This window comes from Bacillus sp. GZB (genome assembly GCF_001975995.1).
Classification (GTDB): domain Bacteria; phylum Bacillota; class Bacilli; order Bacillales; family Bacillaceae; genus Bacillus; species Bacillus velezensis.
The window spans coordinates 1-21,500 of record NZ_MTQG01000019.1 but is presented as its reverse complement, the minus strand read 5'-3'; the positions used below and the strand labels follow the sequence as shown (position 1 = coordinate 21,500).

Genomic DNA, 21,500 nt, shown 5'->3' with positions numbered 1-21,500 from the left:
TGAAATGGACAAACGATACAGTCAAATGACGCCTCATGAACTACAGACAGAAATTGCGGGACTGACGGAAAAAGCGCGAAAAGCGGAACAGATGGGCATTGTAAATGAACTGGCCGTGCTTGAACGGAAAATTACGATGGCCAAAGCTTACATGCTGAACCCGGAAGACTTTCGGCCCGGCGGGGTGTATCAGATAGAAGGTTCTGATGACACTTTCCGCATTGATTACATCAACGGCGTATTCGCCTGGGGACACAGATCTTCCCCGTCTGACGGGGAAGAAGCACTGCCGATTTCCGTTTTAAAAGAAAAAAAATAACAAAAGAGGCCGGTTCCGGCCTCTTTTTCTTTTCGGGCACATTCGTTTCAACCTTTCAGTAAAAAATGATTGAATTCATTTTTGATATCTTTTAAGATGGAATTCGTTGTTTTTTAAATAAAAAGGAGGCGATTTGCGTTGAATATCAAAATGAAACAGCCATCTGTGAAATTAATGATTTTTGTGTTAATGATTTGCACATTTTCCATCGGGTATACGGAATATGCTGTCATGGGTATTCTGACGTCGATTGCCGATGACTTTCATATACATGTATCTTCAGCGGGCATGCTTGTTACGGCGTACGCGGCGAGCGTCTGCCTGACGGGCCCGATCGTAACCATTATCGCGGTTAAGCTGCCAAGAAAGCCGGTGTTGCTAGGGTTAATGGGCATCTTCGTCCTTGCCAACCTGATGAGCGTCTTTGCGCCAAACTTCGCCGTGCTGGCGATTTCCAGAATTTTATCCGCATCCATCCACGGAGCTTTTTTTGCGATCGCCATGGTGTTTGCGAGTGAAATGGTGCCGCCTGAAAAACGTTCCGCCGCCGCGGCTTCCATGAACGGCGGATTAACCGTGGCGCTGATGCTCGGTGTCCCGTTCGGCTCTTATTTAGGAGATGCCCTTAACTGGCGGGCCGTCTTTTTCATTATTTCCGTTTTAGGCATGATCGGGCTGATCGGACTGATGCTGGTCGTACCGAACCGGAAACCGAAAGTGATTCCGATGCTGATGAATGAATGGAGTGTCTTTAAGCATAAGCAAGTGATTTTTTCCTTTGCGATCACCATTCTCGGCTACTCAGGCGTATTTATCGCTTACACGTTTATTGAGCCGATTTTAAGAGATTCAGCGGGGTTCGGCACAGTCGGCATCACAGGCGCATTATTTGCCTACGGTCTCGGCGGAGTGGCGGGGAATTTCTTCGCGGGGAAAGTGCCGCTCAAACTGCTGACACGCACGATGATCGGTGTGATGATCGGCTTGATCGGCGTCTTGGCGATTTTCCCTTATATCGCTGTTTTTCCCGCCGCCGCGGTTTCAGCGACATTTTTATTCGGCGCATGTGCGTTCGGCACGCCGCCGCTTTTGCAGACCAAGGTTATTTCTTCCTCAGAAAACGGCACGACAATCGCCGCTGCGGTGAGCGTTTCCGCCTTTAACCTGGCAAACGCGCTCGGCGCCTGGATCGGCGGATTGATTCTCGGGGGAACGGGATCTTACTCATGGCTGTTTGCCGGCGGTGCGCTGATGACGGCTCTCGGCCTTGTGCTTTCCACGTTCGCTCATCTGTCTGAGAAGAAAGATGTTTATGAATACCAAGTGCATAAAGGATAACAAAAAGCTTGCAGGGGATATTCCGCCTGCAAGCTTTTTTCAGTGTTTCAATGTAATGCTGATCACCGTATGTTTATCACTCTCAGCTAAGGAAATATTCCGGGTTTCCGGTACTCCGTCTTTTTCAAAAACGACGGCATAGGTTCCTTTCGCGCCGCTTTTCCATGCAATCTCGCCGTGGTGATCAGTCTTGCCTATTATCTCTCCGCGGTCTATATTCGGCTGATGATCTGACTCCGCCGCTTTCATCACGGTGACCGTCACACCGGCCGCCGGTGAGCCTTCTGCATCCTCAACATGGAGCGTAACGGGCAATGCTTTTTTGGCGGCGGAATCATCCGCTTTGCCGCATCCGCATAAAACGGCCGCCGCGAGAAAGAAAACAAAAGCTTTATTGATTTGACCAATATTGAATGTTGTCGAATACACTGTTTGTCACCCTTGTTCCCAGATTGTAAGACGACCCGCCGTTTGTATGAATGGCAATGGCGGTCTGGCCGGTGTCGCTGTAATTGCGGTAAACGGGCGATCCGCTCTGGCAGCCGAACGTATCTGTCGTATAAGTGAGTTTATATGTCTCGGCAGAACGAATCGGCTTGCTGTCTGACCACATGGAACCGGACACTTTGTCGCACGGATATCCTGTCACGGTTGAGGAAAGCCCGGCCGGACTGGAACTGTTGGTCGTCCGGTAGCCGTACCAGCCGACAGTATTCCCGGGCGACCCGTTTACTTTGATTGCGCCGTAGTCGTAGTTTGTGTCACCGTTTTCTGTCCACCCTTTGACACTGTAGAATGTCTTGCCTGAATAAGAGCCGTACGGGTACGATGATCCGTTGCGGCCGGGAGCTGCCGTAATTTTTGATGCCCAGCCGTTTTTCTGGTCATACACGCAATGTCCCGCCGTAACGATCGTGTCGGCATTGACAAAAAAACCGGTGCATCCGTAGGTGCTTGTGCTGCCGCTGTATGTAACGGTCAGCTGTGCTGTCGCTCGATATGGAAATGATGTTGTAGGAGAAATTCTGATTCGTTCGTCTGTCCCAATAATACTGGAAGGCTTTAATGACTTGATGTCAGCTTTGCTGTTTTGTGCAAGCTGTCTTTTGATGAGGCCCGTTCCTTCATAAGCGGGGGATGTCTGTGTTGTTTGTACAGGCTGATTCTGATGTGCGTCAAACTCCTCACCGCTGTTTGATACAGATGTCTGCGGGCTGCCCGCTGCTTCAGCTGAAACAGCAAATAATGAAACTGACAGTAAGAATGCGGTAAGGCTCAGCAATCGTTTTGAAACTGTCTTCATTTTATAAAACCCCTCCTTTTTTGTCTACCGGCTTTCGTTTTAACATTTAACATATTATGGAATTTATTTAGCGTTATGACCGCAAAAGGATGTTTTTTTCCGCAAAAAAAAGACCGGGTCATTCCCGGTCTCTTACGGTGTGTGTGTTATCGTCTGCCTGAAGCTCTCATGCGTTCTTGCGGGTGCGAATTAATTGAACCGTCCGCCCGTTTAGAAGCGTAGTCATCCTTTGCCCGCGGTTCGCCTTCAAACTTATTATTGTTCTGATTAGGAAATCCTTTTGCCTTGTTCCGGACCATTTGTTTTCCCCCTCGGCCAATATCAAAAGGTTGCGCCTTCTGGACTGAAGACGTAAAGTTAGTATATGCCTGTGACAAGCTGCGTAAAAGCAGCAGGTTTTCCCAAGGAAAGGAGACAGAGAGATGAATACATATATCGACAAACTGACGAATTTGCTGCTTGAGAAAAATGACATGCTCAGCTATTTGCAAGCGCGAACTTGGGTTGAGCTTTTATGGGGAGATTTCGAAGCGACTTACGCAAAAGCCGGCCGCCCGTATCAAGGAGAGCAAATGACGGAACGCGTCGTCAAGGAATGGATCGAATCATACGGCAGCAAGCTCCATATGTTCCAGAGCGTTCGGGAAGACGTTTCTCATTATTTGGATCAAAGCAGGGGTCTCCTGCATTAACATAGCAGTTCGCCCGCCGGATATCGTCCGGCGGTTTTTACTTTTTATAAAAGAAATAGAAAAATCATGTTTGGCGACCGGCGGAATGTGGAAATGTGTAATAACTTATAAAATAGCGGGGAGGAACCACAATGAACATGAAAAAGGGGTTAACCGCATTTATTCCGGCCGCAGGACTTTGCTTATTTTTAGCCGCAGGCACCGTTTTTTTCGATCCGGCAGCGAATGCCGCAGCAGTTCACCAGACAAAAATAGACACTGCAGCAGATACATATATCGTGAAAGCAGGAGAACTTAACGTCCGCAAAGAACCAAATAAACAAGGGTCGATTATCGGCACGCTTCGTTCAGAGGATTCCGTAAAGGTTAAACGGCTTCAAGGAGCAGATTGGGCTGAAATTGACTACAAAGGTCACAAAGCCTATATTTCCACGCATTTTCTGATGAAGCAGCCGGTGAAGGCGGTGACCGCGAAACAAACCGCTTTTTATACGCCGACTTTGGAAACCGGCAAAAAAGGGTCCGTTAAAGCGGGTGAAACCGTCAATGTGCTCGGCTGGGGGTTCAGCCAAGACGGAGGGTTTGACCGTAAATGGGCGTACGTCACATACGGCGGGAAAGCAGGTTATGTGAAAACGGCCGACTTAACTCAAAAATAAAGATTCAGGCAGGCGAATGAGCCGGCTTTTTTTCTGAAACCTTCCGCCTTTCCTTTCGTAAAAGATGAAAAGGAGAGTGACGGATATGATAATGGTAATCGGCGGCCTTCTGATGGCTGCGGCCGGCATTTTAGTCACATTTTTTCCGCCGAAGTCGATCAACAGCCTGTACGGATATCGGACGAAGCGCTCTATGGCGGATGAGTCGCAGTGGAGAGAAGGCAATCGATTCAGTGCGCTCCTCATGATTTTGTTCGGCCTTATTTCGGCGGCAGCTGGATTTGCGGGCAGCCTGCTTATCCGGCTGACTCAGCCGTTCGCCCTGATCGTTCAGGCCGTATTGTTGATTGCGATCAGCGTACTGATCATCGTCTTAACAGAAAGAAGATTGAAACAAACGGGGAGGAGAATCGATGAATGACATTACGTTTCACATGATCGAAACAAACGGAGTGACGCTGCACACGGCTTCAGCCGGTCCGAAAGACGGTCCTTTGGCGGTGCTGCTGCACGGGTTTCCGGAATTCTGGTACGGCTGGAAGAGCCAGATCAAACCGCTGGCGGATGCCGGATACCATGTTGTCGTGCCTGATCAGCGCGGCTATAATCTCAGTGACAAACCGGAGGGCCTTGAAAACTATACCATTGATACGCTCAGAGACGACATTATCGGGCTGATCACTCATTTTACAGATGACAAAGCCGTCGTCATCGGCCACGATTGGGGAGGAGCCGTGGCCTGGCATTTGGCATCCACGCGGCCGCAATACGTTGAAAAATTGATCGCGGTCAATATCCCGCACCCGGCGGTTATGCGGAAGGTCACACCGTTCTACCCGCCGCAGTGGAAGAAAAGCTCTTATATCGCGTTCTTTCAGCTTCCGGAAAAGCCGGAACGGAGATTATCTGAAGACGATTACCGCGTATTGGATCACGCGATCGGCTTATCCGAACGCCCGGCGCTTTTTTCACGGGAAGATGTCGACAGCTACAAACAGGCATGGGGCAGAAAAGGAGCGCTCACGGCGATGCTGAACTGGTACCGGGCGATCAGAGCCGGCGGTTTAGGCCCTGCCGTTCCGCTTGAAATGCCCGTTCCGTACCGATTAATATGGGGCGTCAATGACCGCGCGCTGAGCAAAAAGCTCGCCAAGGAAACAAAACGGATGATTCCAAACGGCGACTTAATCTTTATAGACGATGCCTCACATTGGGTCATTCACGAAAAACCGCGCATCGTCAGCCATTTGATTCATGAATACCTTCAGCAATAAAGTCTGTCCCGCGTACAGACTTTTTCTTTTTTTTCTCATATCTGCCGAAAAACATGACAAAATATAAATCATATGCAGAAAAAATTTTCTGCCCGTGTAACAAAAAAAGGGTTTAAACGTCATTAAAAAAAGGAAAAGCCTTACTGAAGTTTTGCGGACAATTCCTTTAAGGCCGTCCTAAAAAAAGAATAATACAAAGAAGGTGCCTTCATGAAACAAAGGTTAATCTCAATTATTATTCCGTCTTACAATGAAGGGAACAATGTCAAGCTCATCCATGAATCTTTAAAAAAAGAGTTTCAGACGATTCATTATGACTATGAAATTTTCTACATCAATGACGGAAGCGCGGATGACACCCTTCAGCAGATTAAAGAACTGGCCGCCAGAAACCATCGCGTCAAATACATATCTTTTTCCCGCAACTTCGGGAAAGAAGCGGCCATTCTGGCAGGATTTGAACACGTGCAGGGCGAAGCGGTAATCGTGATGGACGCCGATCTGCAGCATCCGACCCATCTGCTGAAAGACTTCATTCAAGGCTATGAAGAAGGGTATGACCAAGTCATCGCGCAGCGCAACCGAAAAGGGGACAGCCCTGTGCGTTCCGTGCTTTCTTCCCTGTATTATAAATTTATCAACAAAGCCGTCGAAGTGGACCTGCGTGACGGGGTCGGAGATTTCCGCCTGCTGAGCCGGCAGGCCGTTGATGCCCTTTTGAAGCTGAGTGAAGGGAACCGTTTCTCGAAAGGGCTGTTCTGCTGGATCGGGTTTGACCAGAAAATCGTATTTTATGAAAATGTCGAAAGGAAGAACGGCACGTCCAAATGGTCATTCAGCAATCTGTTCAACTACGGAATGGACGGTGTCGTCTCCTTCAACAACAAGCCCCTGAGGGTATGCTTTTTCACCGGTATTCTGATATTGCTTCTGTCGATGGTTTATATTGTAACGACCTTTGTTCAGATTCTGACACACGGCGTGTCCGTACCCGGATATTTCACCATTATTTCCGCCGTGTTGTTCTTAGGGGGCATCCAGCTTTTGAGTCTCGGCATCATCGGAGAATACATCGGCCGGATTTACTATGAAACAAAAAAACGCCCGCACTATTTAATTAAAGAAGCGAATATAACATACGGAGAACAAAATGAAACGAATTATACAAAAAAGCGCAAGTGGAACCATTAAACAGCCGCCGCTGTGCGCAGGGTCTGGGGACGTTGTATGAAAAAAAATAAATGGATCTTGCCGGCAGCCTGTGTGCTGGCTGCGGCAGCCGCTCATATTTTTTTCTTGAAAGAGTGGTCGGCAGGCCGCTATATGACGGGGTCTGGAGACGGGATCGCCCAAATGGCGGTCTTCAAAAAGCTGCTGTTTGATCAATATATGAACGGCAGGCTGTTTTACAGCTATTCGTTCGGACTGGGCGGGGGAGTGTACAGTCAGCTCGGCTATTATTTCTCTACTTCTTTTCTATTCCTGTTTATCTCCGCCGCTGTCCGCTTTTTGCAGCTTATTCAGCTGACGGGTGAGGCTGATGCGCTGTTTTGGGCGCAGGCCTCCGTTTTTATCAGCATTGCCAAGCAGAGTTTTATCATATTCACGGCGGCGTGTGTGTTCCGTTATTTCGTCAAACGGACGGTGCCTGCTTTTGCCGGCGCCGTGTTGTACGGGGTCTCGATTATCTACTTCCGGCATGAGGTATATTGGGACTTTTTCACTGACAGTATGGTGTGGCTGCCGTTGCTTGTGTTGGGCGCGGAAAAAATCATCCGGGAAAAAAAGCCGGCGTGGTTTATCTTCGCCTGTGCGCTGACATTGATCAACAACTTTTATTTTGCGTATATTAATCTGATTTTCATCGGCATTTATATCTTATTCAGGTGGGTGATCCCCCTTGAAGGCAATGAGGCGAAAAGGCTCACTCAATGCAGGATATTTATTCTGTCGGGTCTTCTCGGGTTCGGCATAAGCGCAGTTTCCTTTATTCCTGTCGTATACGGATACCTTCATAATCTGCGGCCGCCGTATTCAGAGCATATTGCATGGCTTGATTTTTCCGATAACATTTTATTTTCTAGCCGGATTATCATCCTGCCGGCGGCTTTTTTGCTTTTTCTATTTACATTTACTTTATATAAAAACCGCTTGTTCCGGCTGTTTGCGGGAATCAGTCTGCTGTATATTCTGTTTCACTTCAGTCCGTTCGCGGCAAGTGCCTTTAACGGTTTTTCAGCTCCGCAGAACAGGTTTGAATACGTCCTGTGCTTCACGATTGCCGGAACGGTTTCAGCCGGGCTTTCTAAGCTTTCAGACATCAGCATCAAGAGTATGCTGATGTCCGCCGTACTCGTCGTTCTGCTCTATTGGAGCCAGGTGAGGCGGTACAGTCTGGATATTTCTGATCACGCCAACCTGCCCGTCATCCTTCTTCTGGTGCTGAGCATAGCCGCTTTCTTTGCAGCAAAGACAAGACTGAAAGGCGCGGTGCCCGCCGTCTATGCCGTCATTTTGCTTACGGCTGTGCTTACGGCTAATACATATGAAAAATATGCTTTATCAGAAGGCGGGAAGATTTATACGGTATCGCATACATTTATGACGGGTGCTGGCTATAAAGGCAAAGAACAATCGGAGCTCATTCAGCGTCTGAAAGAAAAAGACCCTGATCCGTTTGCCCGTTTAGATTGGATGAACGGTGTTTTCAATAACACCCCGATCATATACGGGTTCAACGGATTCAGCGTATACTCAAGCATACTGAACCGTAATCTGCTGTCCTTTTACTGGAACGACCTCCAGATTGACATGGGCAGAGAAAGCGTCAGCCGCTATGCGACATTAGGAAACAGGGCTAATTTATACAGCCTGCTTTACGGAAAATATTATATGACGGAAAAAACAAACGAGGCCGGCGTGCCGTACGGGTTCAAAAAAATCATGGAATCATCCCATTATGCGGTTTATCAAAATCAATATATGCTTCCGTTCGTACGGATAGCCGATCGCGTATATAACGAGGGCGGCCTGAAAAAAGCGCCCGCCCTTGCCAGGGAACGGGCGATGCTTGACGGGATCGTCATGGAATCAAGCACAATCAACACGAAAAAAGCGCCTGAGGCGAAAAATATGATCCGCCATGCAGAGGTAGCGGCCAAACATGGCGATTATCATAACGGCATCCTGACGGTAAACGAAGACGGCGGCGGCCTGATCATTACGCCGCAAGCCGCTAAGATGGACGGCGGCGATTATTACGTCAGCTTTTATTTGAAGAATAAAGCGAAGGACCAGGGCTTTACATTAAAAGTGAACGATTACACGACAACGAGAAAATCGAATCAATCTATTTACAAAACAGGTGTCAACGATCTTACTGTCAGAGTGCCGAAAACAAAAAACATCCAAATCCGTCTGCCGAAAGGATCGTATCAGCTTGACAGACTGGCGCTTTATGAAGAACGGTACAATACGCTGAAAAACGCATACCGAAAAGCGGAAAAAGAACCGCCGGCCGATCTCAGCTGGCGCGGGAATACGCTTCATATCTCGTATGAAAACAAAACCCGCGCGCCGTATATCATGCTCCCGATTCCATATGAAAAAGGCTGGGAGCTGAAGATAAACGGCAGACAGGAGCAGATTGAAAAAGCGGATTATTCCTTCATCGGATTTAAAGCGCAAAAAGGAAAAAACGATATTCAATTAACGTATTACCCGCCGTTTTTTAAACCCGCGGCCGCTCTATCGGTGATCAGCCTCGTGTTTGCGGCTATATATGTGAGAAGACAAAAAAAGCCCGGCTCTTAAACAGAGCCGAGCTTTAATTTTTTCTGCAGTTTTTCCTCGCTGAAAATCCAGCCCGTGTAAGAAGAGAGAAGCTCTAAATCATGACTGAGGTGGACGATGGCGACAAAAGGATAGTGGCCTTTGCTCCGGTAGCGCAAATCAATAAAGCGCACCTCATAATGATCTTTAAAGGTATCGACCTCCCACCTGTAAACGGGGGAAAATGAAAGAAAGGCTGCAATATTTTCGTCCTGTTTCGCGGCCTTCATCACATCGGTTTCCGGAACGGGCACGCGGTTGAATGTATCCAATATCACGACATGGCCGTCAAGGCTTCTGCCGACATAAAAGGCATGCGCCGTCGTCACGGCGATACGCCACTGCCTGAATTTCATCGTCGGCGAAATAATGATGGTTTCAATCTCCTCTTCAATCATTTCGCGCAGCCTTCGCTTTATCCGCAGCTGCATCAAAAAACGGACGGCGTAATATCCTGCGAGGATGATATAAAGCATCAGAAAGGTCACGCCCGGATGACCTCCGATATACCACACAGCAATCGCGGCCAAATGGCTGACGAAAATAAACGGATCAAAGGTATTGATTAAACCGAGAGCGATCCACTTTCTCGAAAACGGGCGGATGGCCTGTGTGCCGTACGCGTTAAAAATGTCAACAAACACATGCAACACGACAGCGAGGAGCGTCCACAGCCACAGGTGCAAAAAGTTCGCTTCCGGATAAAACATAAACAAAATACCCGGAATCAGAACGGACCAAAATAAAACGGCGGGAATGGAGTGCGTGAACCCTCTATGATTTCGAATATAAACGGCATTATTTTTCAGTTTCAATATGGTATCAATATCAGGTGCCTGAGAGCCGGCAAGAGCGGCGATCATAACTGCCTGAGACATGGGGGTGTGCATGCCGACGGCAGGATCAAGAGTTGCGATTCCGCCAAGCGCGATACCCATGACAACGTGAGTGCCAGTATCCATTGTTGACCTCCTAGCAGGCGTTAACAATCAGTCGCCCGCATATTTCGCATTATAAGATATTCCCCATTTTCTGTTTGCCCAATCATGGCGTTTATCCGCCGTTCTCATATGTTTCCGCTTTTTCTTTATCACTATTTAATGTAACATATTATCGTAACGTGCCCTAAGTTTACACCAAAATACGGTGTCAAGAAAAGCGGAACCCGAAACATCTGAGGAGAAGATATGAACGCACTTGAAGAAAAAATGAAACAAAAAGATATAGACAAATTTCGCGAGGACTTAATTACATGGTTCGAAAGAGAACAGAGAATTCTGCCGTGGAGAGAAAATCAGGACCCGTATCGGGTGTGGGTGTCAGAGGTGATGCTGCAGCAGACGCGCGTAGATACCGTCATTCCTTATTTCCGGCGGTTTGTTGAGCAATTTCCGACCGTTTCAGCGCTCGCTGAAGCCGATGAGGAAAAAGTGCTCAAAGCCTGGGAAGGGCTAGGTTATTACTCCCGTGTAAGAAATCTGCAAAGCGCCGTAAAAGAAGTGCATGAGCGATACGGGGGAGTCGTCCCTGCCGAGGAAAAGGAATTTGGCGGACTGAAAGGCGTCGGCCCGTATACAAAAGGCGCCGTGCTCAGCATCGCATACAACAAACCGATTCCCGCCGTTGACGGCAATGTGATGCGTGTCATGTCGAGAATTCTTTCCATATGGGACGATATCGCAAAACCTAAAACCAGAACCATTTTCGAACAGGCGGTATCAGCTTTCATTTCTCATGAAAAACCATCTGAATTCAATCAGGGTTTAATGGAGCTCGGCGCGATCATCTGCACCCCGAAATCGCCGTCCTGCCTGCTTTGCCCCGTACAAAAGCACTGTTCGGCATTTGCGGAAGGGACCGAGCGGGAGCTGCCCGTTAAAAGCAAAAAGAAAAAGCCCGGAATAAAAACAATGGCAGCCGTTGTGCTGACAGACGATCAAGGCGATGTCTATATTCATAAACGGCCGCCAAAAGGCTTGCTCGCCAACTTGTGGGAGTTTCCGAATACCGAAACCCAGAAAGGAATCAAAACCGAAAGAGAGCAGCTTGAAGCCTATTTAGAAAAAGAGATGGGAACAACCGCTGAAATCGGGGAGCTGGAAGGCATAGTAGAACATGTTTTCACCCATCTCGTCTGGAATATTTCGGTCTTTTTCGGTAAAGTAAAACAAGTGTCGGATAGAACGGAATTCATACGGGTCACAAAAGAGGAGCTCAAGGAATACGCATTTCCCGTTTCCCATCAAAAGATATGGAAAATGGCGGAAGAAAGCGGCCGCCTGTAAAAAGCGTCAGTCATAGCTGACGCGAGTGCCGTGGCCGTAATCCGCTTCATTCCGTTTCAGTCCGCCGCGGGCTTCGATTTCCTGAATCAGTTCCCGGTATTTGGACTGGCCTTCTTCGTTTAAATACGGCATAATTTGCTGGAAGGCATGATGAAAATAGGCGAGCTCTGAATCTTTCCAATCTTTTTTGGGCATCATGGCCAATTCGCCCATATCACGTCCGACATACATATAAAAGACCCCTTTCAACACATATTGCTTTTATTGTTTGTTGAATGAAAAGAACTATACACAGCAAGGAGCTGAGGAAAAATGGAACAAAATAAATGCGCACTGATCACGGGAAGCAGCCGCGGTGTCGGGAAAGCAGCCGCCATCAGACTCGCGGAAAAAGGATACAACATCGTCATCAATTACGCCCGCAGTAAAAAAGCCGCATTAGAAACCGCCGAAGAAATTGAAAAACTCGGCGTGAAAACGCTCGTCATTAAAGCCAATGTCGGCCAGCCGGCAAAAATCAAAGACATGTTCCGCCAGATTGACGAAACATTCGGCAGACTGGACGTGTTCGTCAATAATGCGGCTTCAGGCGTGCTGAGACCGGTTATGGAACTCGAAGAAACACACTGGGACTGGACGATGAATATCAATGCGAAAGCATTGCTTTTCTGCGCCCAGGAAGCGGCAAAGATGATGGAGAAAAACGGAGGCGGCCACATCGTCAGCATCAGCTCGCTAGGCAGCATCCGCTATCTTGAAAACTATACGACGGTCGGTGTCTCAAAAGCCGCTTTAGAATCGTTAACCCGTTATCTGGCGGTTGAGCTTTCTCCGAAAAATATCATCGTAAACGCGGTGTCAGGCGGAGCGATTGATACGGACGCGCTGAAGCATTTCCCTAACAGAGATGAACTGCTGGAAGATGCCCGCCAAAATACGCCGGCCGGCAGAATGGTCGAAATTAAAGATATGATTGATACGGTGGAGTTTTTAGTTTCTTCAAAAGCGGACATGATCCGCGGCCAGACCATCATTATTGACGGCGGACGTTCTCTGCTCGTATAAGTTTTAAAAAAAGATGAATAGCCTTATCGTCTCCTGCGCATTCTAAAGTGCGTGGAGGTGATAACAATGGCAAACTCAAAATTCAGCAAAACAGACGTTCAGCAGGTGAAAAAACAAAACCAGCAATCAGCTTCCGGTCAGGGTCAATTCGGCACTGAATTCGGCAGTGAAACTGATGTGCAGCAGGTAAGAAAGCAAAACCAATCTGCTGAACAAAACAAACAACAAAACAGCTAATCACTGAAACGAAAAAGCACTTCATCTTCGGATGAAGTGCTTTTTTTGTTGCTAAAACGACAAAACTTGTGATTCCTCTACAGAATGAGTCAAAGGGTTTTCCGGCGGAAAATCGAAATGGTAAGGAGTATCAACCTAAAAGCCTAAGGAGGAACCCGATGTCAGAGTTTGAAAAGCTTGTAAGTGAACAGATGAAAATCATGGATCAGCTTCTCGAGCTGCAGTCAGAACTTGACCGCTGCCGGCAGGTGGAAGCGGAACTCATCAGTCTGGAAAGAGATGCAAAGCTGGACAATGTACAGGACGAAATTGCGACAAAGCGAAAAGACCTGGCCGGCATACAGGAGTTATTCCAAAGGCAGACAGAGCAAGTCATCCAGTCTTATCGCAGCACGGAAAAGCCGTCTTCCTATGTGCAGAAATGAATGTGCCATTCCGGAAGCGGAGTGGTTCTTTTATTTTCATTTTTTAATTCGTAACGTTATAATAGTGAAAAGACTTGTCGGAAAGCAATTGCGGCTGCATTGACTGCAGGGCTTTACAGAAAGTAGGGGAGAAATATGGGGTATCCCAAGGAAGGAGAAACCATTCAAATTCACAGCTATAAGCATAACGGGCTGCTTCATCGAATTTGGAATGAAACGACGATTTTAAAAAGTACGGAATTGTGTATCATCGGAGCCAACGACCGGACAATGGTGACGGAATCCGACGGACGGACGTGGGTGACGAGAGAACCGGCGATCTGCTACTTTCATGCCCGTCAGTGGTTTAACGTCATCGGAATGCTGAGAGATGACGGGGTGCACTATTATTGCAACATCAGCTCGCCGTTCGCTTATGACGGAGAGGCCATCAAATATATTGATTACGATTTGGATGTCAAGGTGTTTCCGGATATGACGTATAACATTCTTGACGAGGATGAATACGATGACCACCGCAAATCAATGAATTACCCTAAAGAGATCGACAGCATTCTGAAGGAGTATCTGAATACGCTGCTGCACTGGATTCATCAGCGGAAAGGACCGTTTGCTCCGGAATTTGTTGATATGTGGTATGAACGGTATCTGCGCTATACAAAATAAAGAATACAATAAAAAACCTGTTGGGGTGTCAACAGGTTTTTCACATGGGCTCACACGCCTTAAAGAGAGAGGGGGATAAAGTGTGGGCGTAATCAGACGCTATATGCAATTTGTAAAACCTTATAAAAAACAAATTTTTATCACAGTGTTAATCGGCATCATAAAATTCTCCATCCCGCTGGCTCTCCCGCTTCTGTTAAAATACGTGGTCGATGACATTATTCAAGGGAGCGGAACGGCAAGCGCTAAAACATCATCGCTATTCACGATAATGGGCATCATGTTCGTGCTGTTTTTAATTCTGCGTCCCCCGGTAGAGTACTATCGGCAATACTTCGCTCAATGGACGGGCAGCCGGGTGCTCTACGATATCAGGGGGGTATTGTTTGATCATATTCAAAAATTGAGCCTGAGGTTTTATGCCAACACGAGAACGGGCGAAGTCATTTCCCGGGTGATAAATGATGTCGAACAGACAAAAGACTTTGTCATAACGGGACTGATGAATATCTGGCTTGATATGATGACGGTGCTGATCGTCATCTGCATTATGTTTACACTCGATGTTAAGCTGACATTGATATCTGTCATTTTGTTTCCGTTATACGGAATTTCAGTGAAATATTTTTACGGCCGCCTCCGAAAACTGACACGTGAGCGTTCTCAGGCACTCGCCCAAGTTCAAGGACATTTGCACGAAAGAGTTCAGGGGATGCCCGTTATCAGAAGTTTCGCCATTGAAGATTATGAACAAGCCAATTTTGATGAAAAAAACGGACATTTTCTGGACAGAGCGATCCGTCATACGAATTGGAACGCAAAAACGTTTGCAGTCGTGAACACCATTACGGATTTGGCGCCGCTGCTTGTTATCGCGTTTGCGGGTTATTTTGTCATAAACGGTCCGCTGACGGTAGGGACGATGGTTGCGTTCGTCGGCTATATTGACAGAATGTACAATCCGGTCAGAAGATTGATCAATTCATCGACGACGCTGACCCAGTCGATCGCTTCAATGGATCGCATATTTGAATTTATCGACGAGCCGTATGAACTGACTGATAAACCGAATGCACTAAAAGCTGACGACATTAAGGGCGAAGTCGAATTCCGAAATGTCTCGTTCCGTTATGAGGAAGGAAAAGAAACGATTTTGCAGGACGTTTCCTTAAAGGTGACAAAAGGGGAAACCGTCGCGCTCGTCGGGATGAGCGGCGGCGGAAAATCGACGCTTGTCAGCCTCATACCGCGTTTTTATGATGTATCCGGCGGCAGCCTGCTGATTGACGGCACGGATATTCGCGAGTATGAAGCGAGGAGCCTCCGCAATCAAGTCGGAATGGTGCTTCAGGATACGTTTCTGTTCAGTGAGACGATTCGTGAAAATATCGCCATCGGTAAACCGGGAGCGTCTCTGGATGAGGTGGTTGCGGCTGCGAAAGCGGCAAATGCCCATGAATTTATTATGAATTTCCCCGAAGGCTACGAAACCAAAGTCGGCGAACGGGGCGTCAAATTGTCAGGCGGGCAGAAACAGCGGATTTCCATCGCGCGTGTATTCTTAAAAAATCCGCCGCTGTTAATCTTGGATGAAGCGACATCGGCTCTTGATCTTGAAAGTGAACACTACATTCAGGAAGCGATGGAAAAGCTTGCGAAAAACCGGACGACATTTATCGTCGCCCACAGGCTGTCCACGATTACGCATGCGGATAAAATTGTCGTCATGGAAAACGGCGCCGTCGTCGAAACCGGCACGCACGAGGAATTAATGGCCCAAGGCGGCCAGTACAGACACTTATTTACGATTCAGAATTTGAACTGATACAAAAACTTATGCCGTCCGAATGGGCGGCATAAGTTTTTTTGAATGCAAAAAAACCCGGTTTTACGGAAGCACCGGGTTACTCTTCGTCTGTTTCTAATTCGCTGTCTTTCGGGTGGTACGTCTGAAAACTCGTAATTAATGTATCGAGATGCTCCAGCTGCTCGCGGTATTCCGCAACCGCAGCCATAATGCTGAGCATATTGTAATCAAGCAGTTCATCCTCGCAGTTCTGCTGATTTTTCAAGAAAGACTTCGTCAAAAGCTGTTTATATCTTATGCTTTCTTCAGCATCGTCATCATGCGGTTTGATCTTGCCGACCGTCCGCATCAGAATCCTTTCGTGCCAATGAAGCAGATAATCAATTTCTTCTGTCAGCGTCTCCTGAAATTCCTCCGGCATATGATAAATCTCGTTTTCATAGCGGTGCAGCTTTTTCAGCGTATCAAGCGCCCGATTCGCCGTAATAATCGCCTGTCTGAATAAAACAAGCTTGCGCGACTTTACATACGTCGTTTTCTTAAAGTAGCTTCTCTCCTCTTTATAAAGAAGGTACGTATGATCAAGCTTCATCATCTTTTCCTTCAGCTTCTCAATATCCTCTTTCAATATCGAGTGTTCCGTGGACTGGCGCATCGTCAGCCTGATCCATTTCATGATCTCATCGGTATATTCAACCGTATGATGAGTCAGCTTCGTTTCGTATTTCGGCGGAAGAAACACAAGGTTCACAATAAAAGAAGACAGCACGCCTAAAATAACGGTGCTTGTTCGTATCAGAGCGAACGTCAGGAAGCTGTTTCCCGGTGTTTCTAAAATCGCGATAACCGTCACGAGTGCAATCGAAATGGTGTGTTCAATTTTCAGTTTTAACATGATCGTGATGACAATCACTGCGGTCAATCCGATCATAATCGGACTCGGTCCGAAAATCAGTCCGAATACCGTAGCGATGACAGCGCCGATGATATTTGCCTGAACCTGATCAATAATAATAAGAAAAGACCTGTAAATAGAGGGCTGTATGGCAAATATAGCTGCAATCCCGGCAAAGATCGGCGACGGAAGTCCGATCCATGATGCTAAGTAGAGCGCGAGCGTAATCGCAATCCCTGTTTTAAAAATGCGGGCACCAAGTTTCATTGGTTTGTGCGTGCATTCCTTTCTCTAATAAATTATGTGCCGAACGAACGGCTGACACTTACATTTCCCTGTCGGCTGATTTGCTAAACAATAAAGTAATATACAGGGATCATACCAATTATTCAAGGTCTTTTTTTTGAAAAAACCATTATCTCACAAATCGGACAAAAAGAACAAGCGGAAGCCCCGGGCTCCCGCTTGTTTCAGCAGTTATTTTTTCATATGTCTGAACGCATCTTCAACGGCTTGTAAAGTGGTGTCGATATCCTCTTCAGTATGTGCGGTTGTGATAAACCAAGCTTCATACTTCGATGGAGCGAGATTGATGCCGCGCTCAAGCATCAGTTTGAAGAACTTGGCGAATGCTTCTCCGTCCGTATTTTCCGCCTGCTCGTAATTGACGATCTTTTCATCAGTGAAGTAAACCGTGAGCGCGCCTTTTAAACGGTTGACGGTGATGGTAATGCCATGTGTCTCCGCATGGGCGAGAATGCCTTGCTCAAGTCTGGCGCCGAGCTCATCAAGCCGCTCATAAACGCCTTCTTCCTTCAGCACTTCCAGGCAGGCGATGCCTGATAGGATAGATGCCGGGTTTCCGGCCATCGTGCCGGCTTGATATGCCGGGCCGAGCGGAGCAACCTGCTCCATGATCTCTTTTTTGCCTCCGTAAGCGCCGATCGGCAAGCCGCCCCCGATAATTTTACCGAGCGCCGTTAAATCAGGCTTCACTTGAAGAAGATCCTGCGCGCCTCCGTACATAAAACGGAACGCCGTGATCACTTCATCATAAATGACGAGCGCACCCGCTTTATGGGTCAATTCATTTACCTGTTCTAAAAATCCTTCTTCAGGTTCAACGATGCCGAAGTTGCCGACGATCGGCTCGACGAGAACCGCTGCAATTTCCGAACCCCATTTATCCAGCGCGGCTTTGTAGCTTTCAATGTCATTGAAAGGAACGGTAATCACCTCATTGGCGATGCTTTTCGGCACGCCGGCGGAATCAGGGGTGCCGAGCGTAGACGGACCGGAACCCGCAGCGACAAGTACGAGATCAGAATGGCCGTGATAGCAGCCTGCGAATTTAATGATTTTTGTCCGGCCTGTATAAGCGCGTGCAACCCGGATCGTTGTCATTACCGCTTCAGTGCCTGAGTTTACGAATCGTACTTTATCAAGTGAAGGAATGGCCTCCTTCAGCATTTTGGCGAAAGTGACCTCATGTTTGGTCGGCGTCCCGTACAGCACACCGTTTTCAGCCGCTGTTTTAATCGCTTCAGTAATATGCGGGTGGGCATGTCCGGTAATAATCGGGCCGTAAGCCGCTAAATAATCAATATACTGATTCCCGTCTACATCCCAGAAATAAGCGCCGTTCGCTTTTTCCATCGCAACGGGTGAACCGCCGCCTACCGCTTTATAGGATCTGGACGGGCTGTTCACGCCTCCGACGATATGCTCTAATGCTTCCTTATGAAGTTCAACTGATTTTGTATACAAAAAATGACCCTCCTAATATCTCCTTACATCATGTTCTATTGTAGCATGCTTCATTGCGAGCACAACGGGTTCATGCTTCCAGAAAAGAGCGGGGGGATAACGGTTGTAATCTTAACGTGAATTGGATACGCTTAATAAAAAACCCGGAGGTATAAGAAATGACGATTGAAATCGGACAAACAGCACCGGATATGAAATTAGTGAATGACAGCGGTGAAGAAGTAGCATTGACGGATTTTAAAGGGAAGTATGTCGTTCTCTATTTTTATCCGAAAGACATGACACCAGGATGCACGACGGAAGCATGTGATTTCCGTGATCAGCACGAAAGTTTCGCGGGACTTGATGCCGTTATCATCGGAGTAAGCCCTGACAGCCGTGACAAACATGAAAAATTTAAGCAAAAACACGATCTTCCTTTCCAGCTCCTCGTTGATGATGAGCACAAATTGGCGGAAGCTTTTGATGTGTGGAAGCTGAAGAAGAATTTTGGGAAAGAATATATGGGTATCGAGCGATCCACTTTTTTGTTAGACAAAGAAGGCCGTCTTGTGAAGGAGTGGAGAAAGGTAAAAGTGAAAGATCACGTTGCCGAGGCGCTTCGAGAATTGGAACAAATTGCGTCTAATTAATGGACAAATGCTGAACTCACGGGGTTTTCTTCAGATTACATTTGACAGGAGACCGGAAAAAGATGTACACTAATTATAAACATTATAAAGTAAGAATCTTTTTTAGAAGAGAGGTGCATGACGGATGGCTGCACATGAATTAAAAGAAGCCTTAGACACGTTGAAGGATACGGGAGTCCGGATTACTCCTCAACGTCATGCCATTCTGGAATATCTCGTGGATTCTATGGCACATCCGACAGCGGACGATATATATAAAGCTTTGGAAGGGAAATTCCCTAATATGAGTGTTGCGACAGTGTATAACAATTTGCGTGTATTCCGGGAAGCGGGGCTTGTAAAGGAACTGACGTACGGAGATGCGTCCAGCAGGTTTGACTTTGTCACCTCTGACCATTATCACGCCATTTGTGAAAGCTGCGGAAAAATCGTAGACTTCCATTATCCCGGGCTTGACGAAGTGGAACAGCTTGCGGCTCACGTTACGGGGTTTAAGGTAAGCCACCACCGTTTGGAGATTTACGGCGTCTGCCAAGAATGTTCCAAAAAAGAAAACCACTAAACGAAGCTGACCGCTTTGATACGGTCAGCTTCGTTTATTTTACACTGTTTTTTCTGTTATAAGACTCATCGAACGCTTTGCCTTCCAATCCTTTATCCAATGTGAGCGGCTCTCTGCAATGCATGCACATATCCACTCTGCCCAGAATCTTCGTTTCTTTCTCGCAAGCGGGGCACATCACCCGGACCGCTTTTGTGGACAGCATGCCGATCCAAAAATAAACGGCGGTGCTGAGCCCGATCGACAGCAGGCCGAGAATCATAAACAAGCTGGCAAGCAAAACAGACTGCTTAAAGAACAGCCCGATGTACATAATGATAAACCCAACGAAAACCAAACTTAACGCAAACGTTCTGATCTTATTAATTTTGCTTGAGTATTTCGCCATGTCCATCCCCCTCTCGTTTAACTATAGCACAAAACAGATGGCATATTCTTCATGTTTTCGTAAGAAAAGGGAAGAATAAATATGGCACCTGAAAGGAAATTTGTTATAATAGTGCAATGTGTTTAGAAAAAAGGACTTTCATGTTTTATCATAGAAATGTAGAAACAATAGCTAGTGAAACAATCGCATTGGAGGAATCGTAATGGACAATCTTCTCCGTCCAATTTACCAAGAAAGAGCAAGTCATCCCGATACGCTGGCCGTCCTTATGATTGAGAGAAGGAGTAAAGCATCATCCATCACGGATAACTTTGATGCGGTCATGCTTGTCATTGTCAAACAGGCTGATGAACCTCTTTTTATAAAGCATTATGAATTCGAACAAAAAACCGCTTCTTTACATATTGTAACGGATGCTCTGCTTCAGGAATGGATTCTGCTTGGGACCAATAGAAGAGTCATAGATTGGATCATCAACGGCAAAGTACTTTTTGACCGCAATGAATATATATCTGAACTCAATGACCGGCTCAGCACTTTTCCTTTCGCCGAGCGGAAATTAAAGATCGGAATGGAATACGGCAAGCTGATCAGAAGATTTGTAGAAGGAAAAGCGTTTTTTGAAGCTGATCATTTTCTGGATGCATATTATGCGGTAGTGCATGCTCTTCACCACTTGGCCCGCATAGAAGTGATTGACCGGGGGTTTTATCCCGAAACGACAGTCTGGAACCAGGTCCGTCACATTGAGCCGCAGGTATATAAGCTATATTCCGAACTTGTCGAGAGTCACGAAAGTTTGGAGAAAAGGCTCGAATTATTATTCTTAGCAAATGATTTTCTCATCCATTCAAAAGCTGAAATCGGTTCTGCGCACCTTTTTCAAGTGATGAAAGAAAAAGAAATGTGGCAGTTTGGAGAATTGCTTCAGCACCCTGAACTGGTGTACTTCACCCAAGATCTCGGTGTCATGCTTGATTACCTGACGGAAAAAGGCTTTGTTGAAGTATCTCAAATAGAGACCAAAGGGCAGGAAGTATATCATCGAGGATATTCTTTCAAAAAAAGTGTTGACGCTGAATCATAGGCATGGTATATTATTAAACGTCGCTGATGCGCTTCAACAAAAAGCTCACAGCGGCGGAGAAATAAAAACAAAAAAACATTTGACAGCAACTCGCTGAAATGTTATACTGAAAAAAGTCGCCTCGAGATGAGGTTGAAATGATCTTTGAAAACTAAACAAGACAAAACGTACCTGTTAATTCAAAGTTTTAAATAAATCGCACAGCGATGTGCGTAGTCAGTCAAACTACTTTATCGGAGAGTTTGATCCTGGCTCAGGACGAACGCTG

General features: G+C 46.8%; 24 protein-coding genes and 1 pseudogene. 17 read left to right on the top strand and 8 right to left on the bottom strand.

Annotated features, from left to right (window positions below; translation table 11 throughout):
• The first annotated feature begins 4 nt into the window (after positions 1-4).
• A complete protein-coding gene (locus BXO87_RS18280; RefSeq protein WP_007408553.1) occupies positions 5-319 on the top strand; it encodes a YfhH family protein in 315 nt (104 codons plus the stop codon).
• A gap of 144 nt (positions 320-463) precedes the next feature.
• A complete protein-coding gene (locus BXO87_RS18275) occupies positions 464-1,657 on the top strand; it encodes an MFS transporter (RefSeq protein WP_025284446.1) in 1,194 nt (397 codons plus the stop codon).
• Between the two features lie 39 nt (positions 1,658-1,696).
• Here BXO87_RS18275 and BXO87_RS18270 read toward each other — a convergent pair whose 3' ends face one another.
• From BXO87_RS18270 to BXO87_RS18260, 3 genes are all read right to left on the bottom strand, one after another.
• Positions 1,697-2,086, bottom strand: coding sequence for a DUF2606 family protein (locus BXO87_RS18270; protein ID WP_039062791.1), 390 nt, complete (start codon positions 2,084-2,086; stop codon positions 1,697-1,699).
• On the bottom strand, positions 2,049-2,960 hold the full coding sequence (locus tag BXO87_RS18265; protein WP_032867735.1) for a trypsin-like serine peptidase: 912 nt from the start codon (positions 2,958-2,960) through the stop codon (positions 2,049-2,051). The genes BXO87_RS18270 and BXO87_RS18265 overlap by 38 nt, the downstream gene beginning before the upstream one ends.
• A 146-nt stretch (positions 2,961-3,106) precedes the next feature.
• Positions 3,107-3,259 (bottom strand): small, acid-soluble spore protein K, encoded by a 153-nt coding sequence (locus tag BXO87_RS18260; protein WP_003155495.1) that lies wholly within the window; start codon positions 3,257-3,259, stop codon positions 3,107-3,109.
• Between the two features lie 123 nt (positions 3,260-3,382).
• On the opposite strand from BXO87_RS18260, the gene BXO87_RS18255 reads away from it, so the two are divergent.
• The 6 genes from BXO87_RS18255 to BXO87_RS18230 all read left to right on the top strand — a co-directional run bounded on the left by BXO87_RS18255 (position 3,383) and on the right by BXO87_RS18230 (position 9,398).
• A complete protein-coding gene (locus tag BXO87_RS18255) occupies positions 3,383-3,652 on the top strand; it encodes a YfhJ family protein (RefSeq protein WP_003155492.1) in 270 nt (89 codons plus the stop codon).
• A 131-nt stretch (positions 3,653-3,783) separates the two neighbouring features.
• The gene (locus BXO87_RS18250) at positions 3,784-4,311 is read left to right on the top strand and encodes an SH3 domain-containing protein (RefSeq protein WP_038457362.1); all 528 of its coding nucleotides are present in this window, start codon (positions 3,784-3,786) and stop codon (positions 4,309-4,311) included.
• 85 nt (positions 4,312-4,396) lie between these two features.
• Complete coding sequence (locus tag BXO87_RS18245; RefSeq protein WP_017419152.1) at positions 4,397-4,732, top strand: SdpI family protein; 336 nt, start codon at positions 4,397-4,399, stop codon at positions 4,730-4,732.
• Complete coding sequence (locus tag BXO87_RS18240; protein WP_038457364.1) at positions 4,725-5,585, top strand: alpha/beta fold hydrolase; 861 nt, start codon at positions 4,725-4,727, stop codon at positions 5,583-5,585. The genes BXO87_RS18245 and BXO87_RS18240 overlap by 8 nt, the downstream gene beginning before the upstream one ends.
• Positions 5,586-5,795: 210 nt before the next feature.
• A complete protein-coding gene (locus BXO87_RS18235; protein WP_032872409.1) occupies positions 5,796-6,776 on the top strand; it encodes a glycosyltransferase family 2 protein in 981 nt (326 codons plus the stop codon).
• Between the two features lie 36 nt (positions 6,777-6,812).
• Positions 6,813-9,398 (top strand): YfhO family protein, encoded by a 2,586-nt coding sequence (locus tag BXO87_RS18230; RefSeq protein ID WP_038457367.1) that lies wholly within the window; start codon positions 6,813-6,815, stop codon positions 9,396-9,398.
• Here BXO87_RS18230 and BXO87_RS18225 read toward each other — a convergent pair.
• Positions 9,395-10,378, bottom strand: coding sequence for a metal-dependent hydrolase (locus BXO87_RS18225; protein ID WP_003155481.1), 984 nt, complete (start codon positions 10,376-10,378; stop codon positions 9,395-9,397). The two genes, BXO87_RS18230 and BXO87_RS18225, sit on opposite strands and share 4 nt — an antisense overlap.
• Before the next feature lie 225 nt (positions 10,379-10,603).
• Here BXO87_RS18225 and mutY point away from each other — a divergent pair, with 225 nt between their 5' ends.
• Entirely contained in the window at positions 10,604-11,701 is a 1,098-nt protein-coding gene (gene mutY, locus BXO87_RS18220) for an A/G-specific adenine glycosylase (RefSeq protein ID WP_038457371.1), read from the top strand.
• Positions 11,702-11,707: 6 nt separating this feature from the next.
• On the opposite strand, the gene BXO87_RS18215 is transcribed toward mutY, so the two are convergent.
• Entirely contained in the window at positions 11,708-11,932 is a 225-nt protein-coding gene (locus BXO87_RS18215) for a hypothetical protein (RefSeq protein ID WP_013351495.1), read from the bottom strand.
• A gap of 81 nt (positions 11,933-12,013) precedes the next feature.
• Here BXO87_RS18215 and fabL point away from each other — a divergent pair, with 81 nt between their 5' ends.
• The 5 genes and pseudogenes from fabL (at position 12,014) to BXO87_RS18190 (ending at position 15,919) form a co-directional block, all read left to right on the top strand.
• Positions 12,014-12,766, top strand: coding sequence for an enoyl-[acyl-carrier-protein] reductase FabL (fabL, locus tag BXO87_RS18210; RefSeq protein WP_003155478.1), 753 nt, complete (start codon positions 12,014-12,016; stop codon positions 12,764-12,766).
• Between the two features lie 84 nt (positions 12,767-12,850).
• A pseudogene (locus BXO87_RS18205) lies at positions 12,851-13,003 on the top strand (gamma-type small acid-soluble spore protein); the annotation flags it as partial.
• 158 nt (positions 13,004-13,161) lie between these two features.
• Positions 13,162-13,428, top strand: coding sequence for a YgaB family protein (locus BXO87_RS18200; RefSeq protein ID WP_003155476.1), 267 nt, complete (start codon positions 13,162-13,164; stop codon positions 13,426-13,428).
• Between the two features lie 135 nt (positions 13,429-13,563).
• On the top strand, positions 13,564-14,094 hold the full coding sequence (gene ntdP / locus BXO87_RS18195; RefSeq protein ID WP_003155475.1) for a nucleoside tri-diphosphate phosphatase: 531 nt from the start codon (positions 13,564-13,566) through the stop codon (positions 14,092-14,094).
• A gap of 82 nt (positions 14,095-14,176) precedes the next feature.
• Positions 14,177-15,919 (top strand): ABC transporter ATP-binding protein, encoded by a 1,743-nt coding sequence (locus tag BXO87_RS18190; protein ID WP_032872417.1) that lies wholly within the window; start codon positions 14,177-14,179, stop codon positions 15,917-15,919.
• Between the two features lie 79 nt (positions 15,920-15,998).
• Here BXO87_RS18190 and BXO87_RS18185 read toward each other — a convergent pair whose 3' ends face one another.
• Positions 15,999-17,063 (bottom strand): aromatic acid exporter family protein, encoded by a 1,065-nt coding sequence (locus BXO87_RS18185; RefSeq protein WP_003155468.1) that lies wholly within the window; start codon positions 17,061-17,063, stop codon positions 15,999-16,001.
• 210 nt (positions 17,064-17,273) lie between these two features.
• Complete coding sequence (locus tag BXO87_RS18180) at positions 17,274-18,563, bottom strand: glutamate-1-semialdehyde 2,1-aminomutase (RefSeq protein WP_038457375.1); 1,290 nt, start codon at positions 18,561-18,563, stop codon at positions 17,274-17,276.
• Between the two features lie 158 nt (positions 18,564-18,721).
• Between BXO87_RS18180 and bcp the strand changes: the two genes are divergently transcribed.
• Positions 18,722-19,195 (top strand): thioredoxin-dependent thiol peroxidase, encoded by a 474-nt coding sequence (gene bcp, locus BXO87_RS18175; protein WP_003155466.1) that lies wholly within the window; start codon positions 18,722-18,724, stop codon positions 19,193-19,195.
• A gap of 124 nt (positions 19,196-19,319) precedes the next feature.
• Entirely contained in the window at positions 19,320-19,757 is a 438-nt protein-coding gene (perR, locus tag BXO87_RS18170) for a peroxide-responsive transcriptional repressor PerR (RefSeq protein WP_003155465.1), read from the top strand.
• 34 nt (positions 19,758-19,791) lie between these two features.
• Here the strand turns inward: perR and BXO87_RS18165 are convergent, their stop codons facing one another.
• Positions 19,792-20,145, bottom strand: a complete 354-nt coding sequence (locus BXO87_RS18165; RefSeq protein ID WP_007408568.1) for a YgzB family protein — start codon at positions 20,143-20,145, stop codon at positions 19,792-19,794.
• Between the two features lie 202 nt (positions 20,146-20,347).
• On the opposite strand from BXO87_RS18165, the gene BXO87_RS18160 reads away from it, so the two are divergent.
• Positions 20,348-21,232, top strand: coding sequence for a nucleotidyltransferase-like protein (locus tag BXO87_RS18160; protein WP_038457378.1), 885 nt, complete (start codon positions 20,348-20,350; stop codon positions 21,230-21,232).
• Positions 21,233-21,500: the final 268 nt, after the last annotated feature.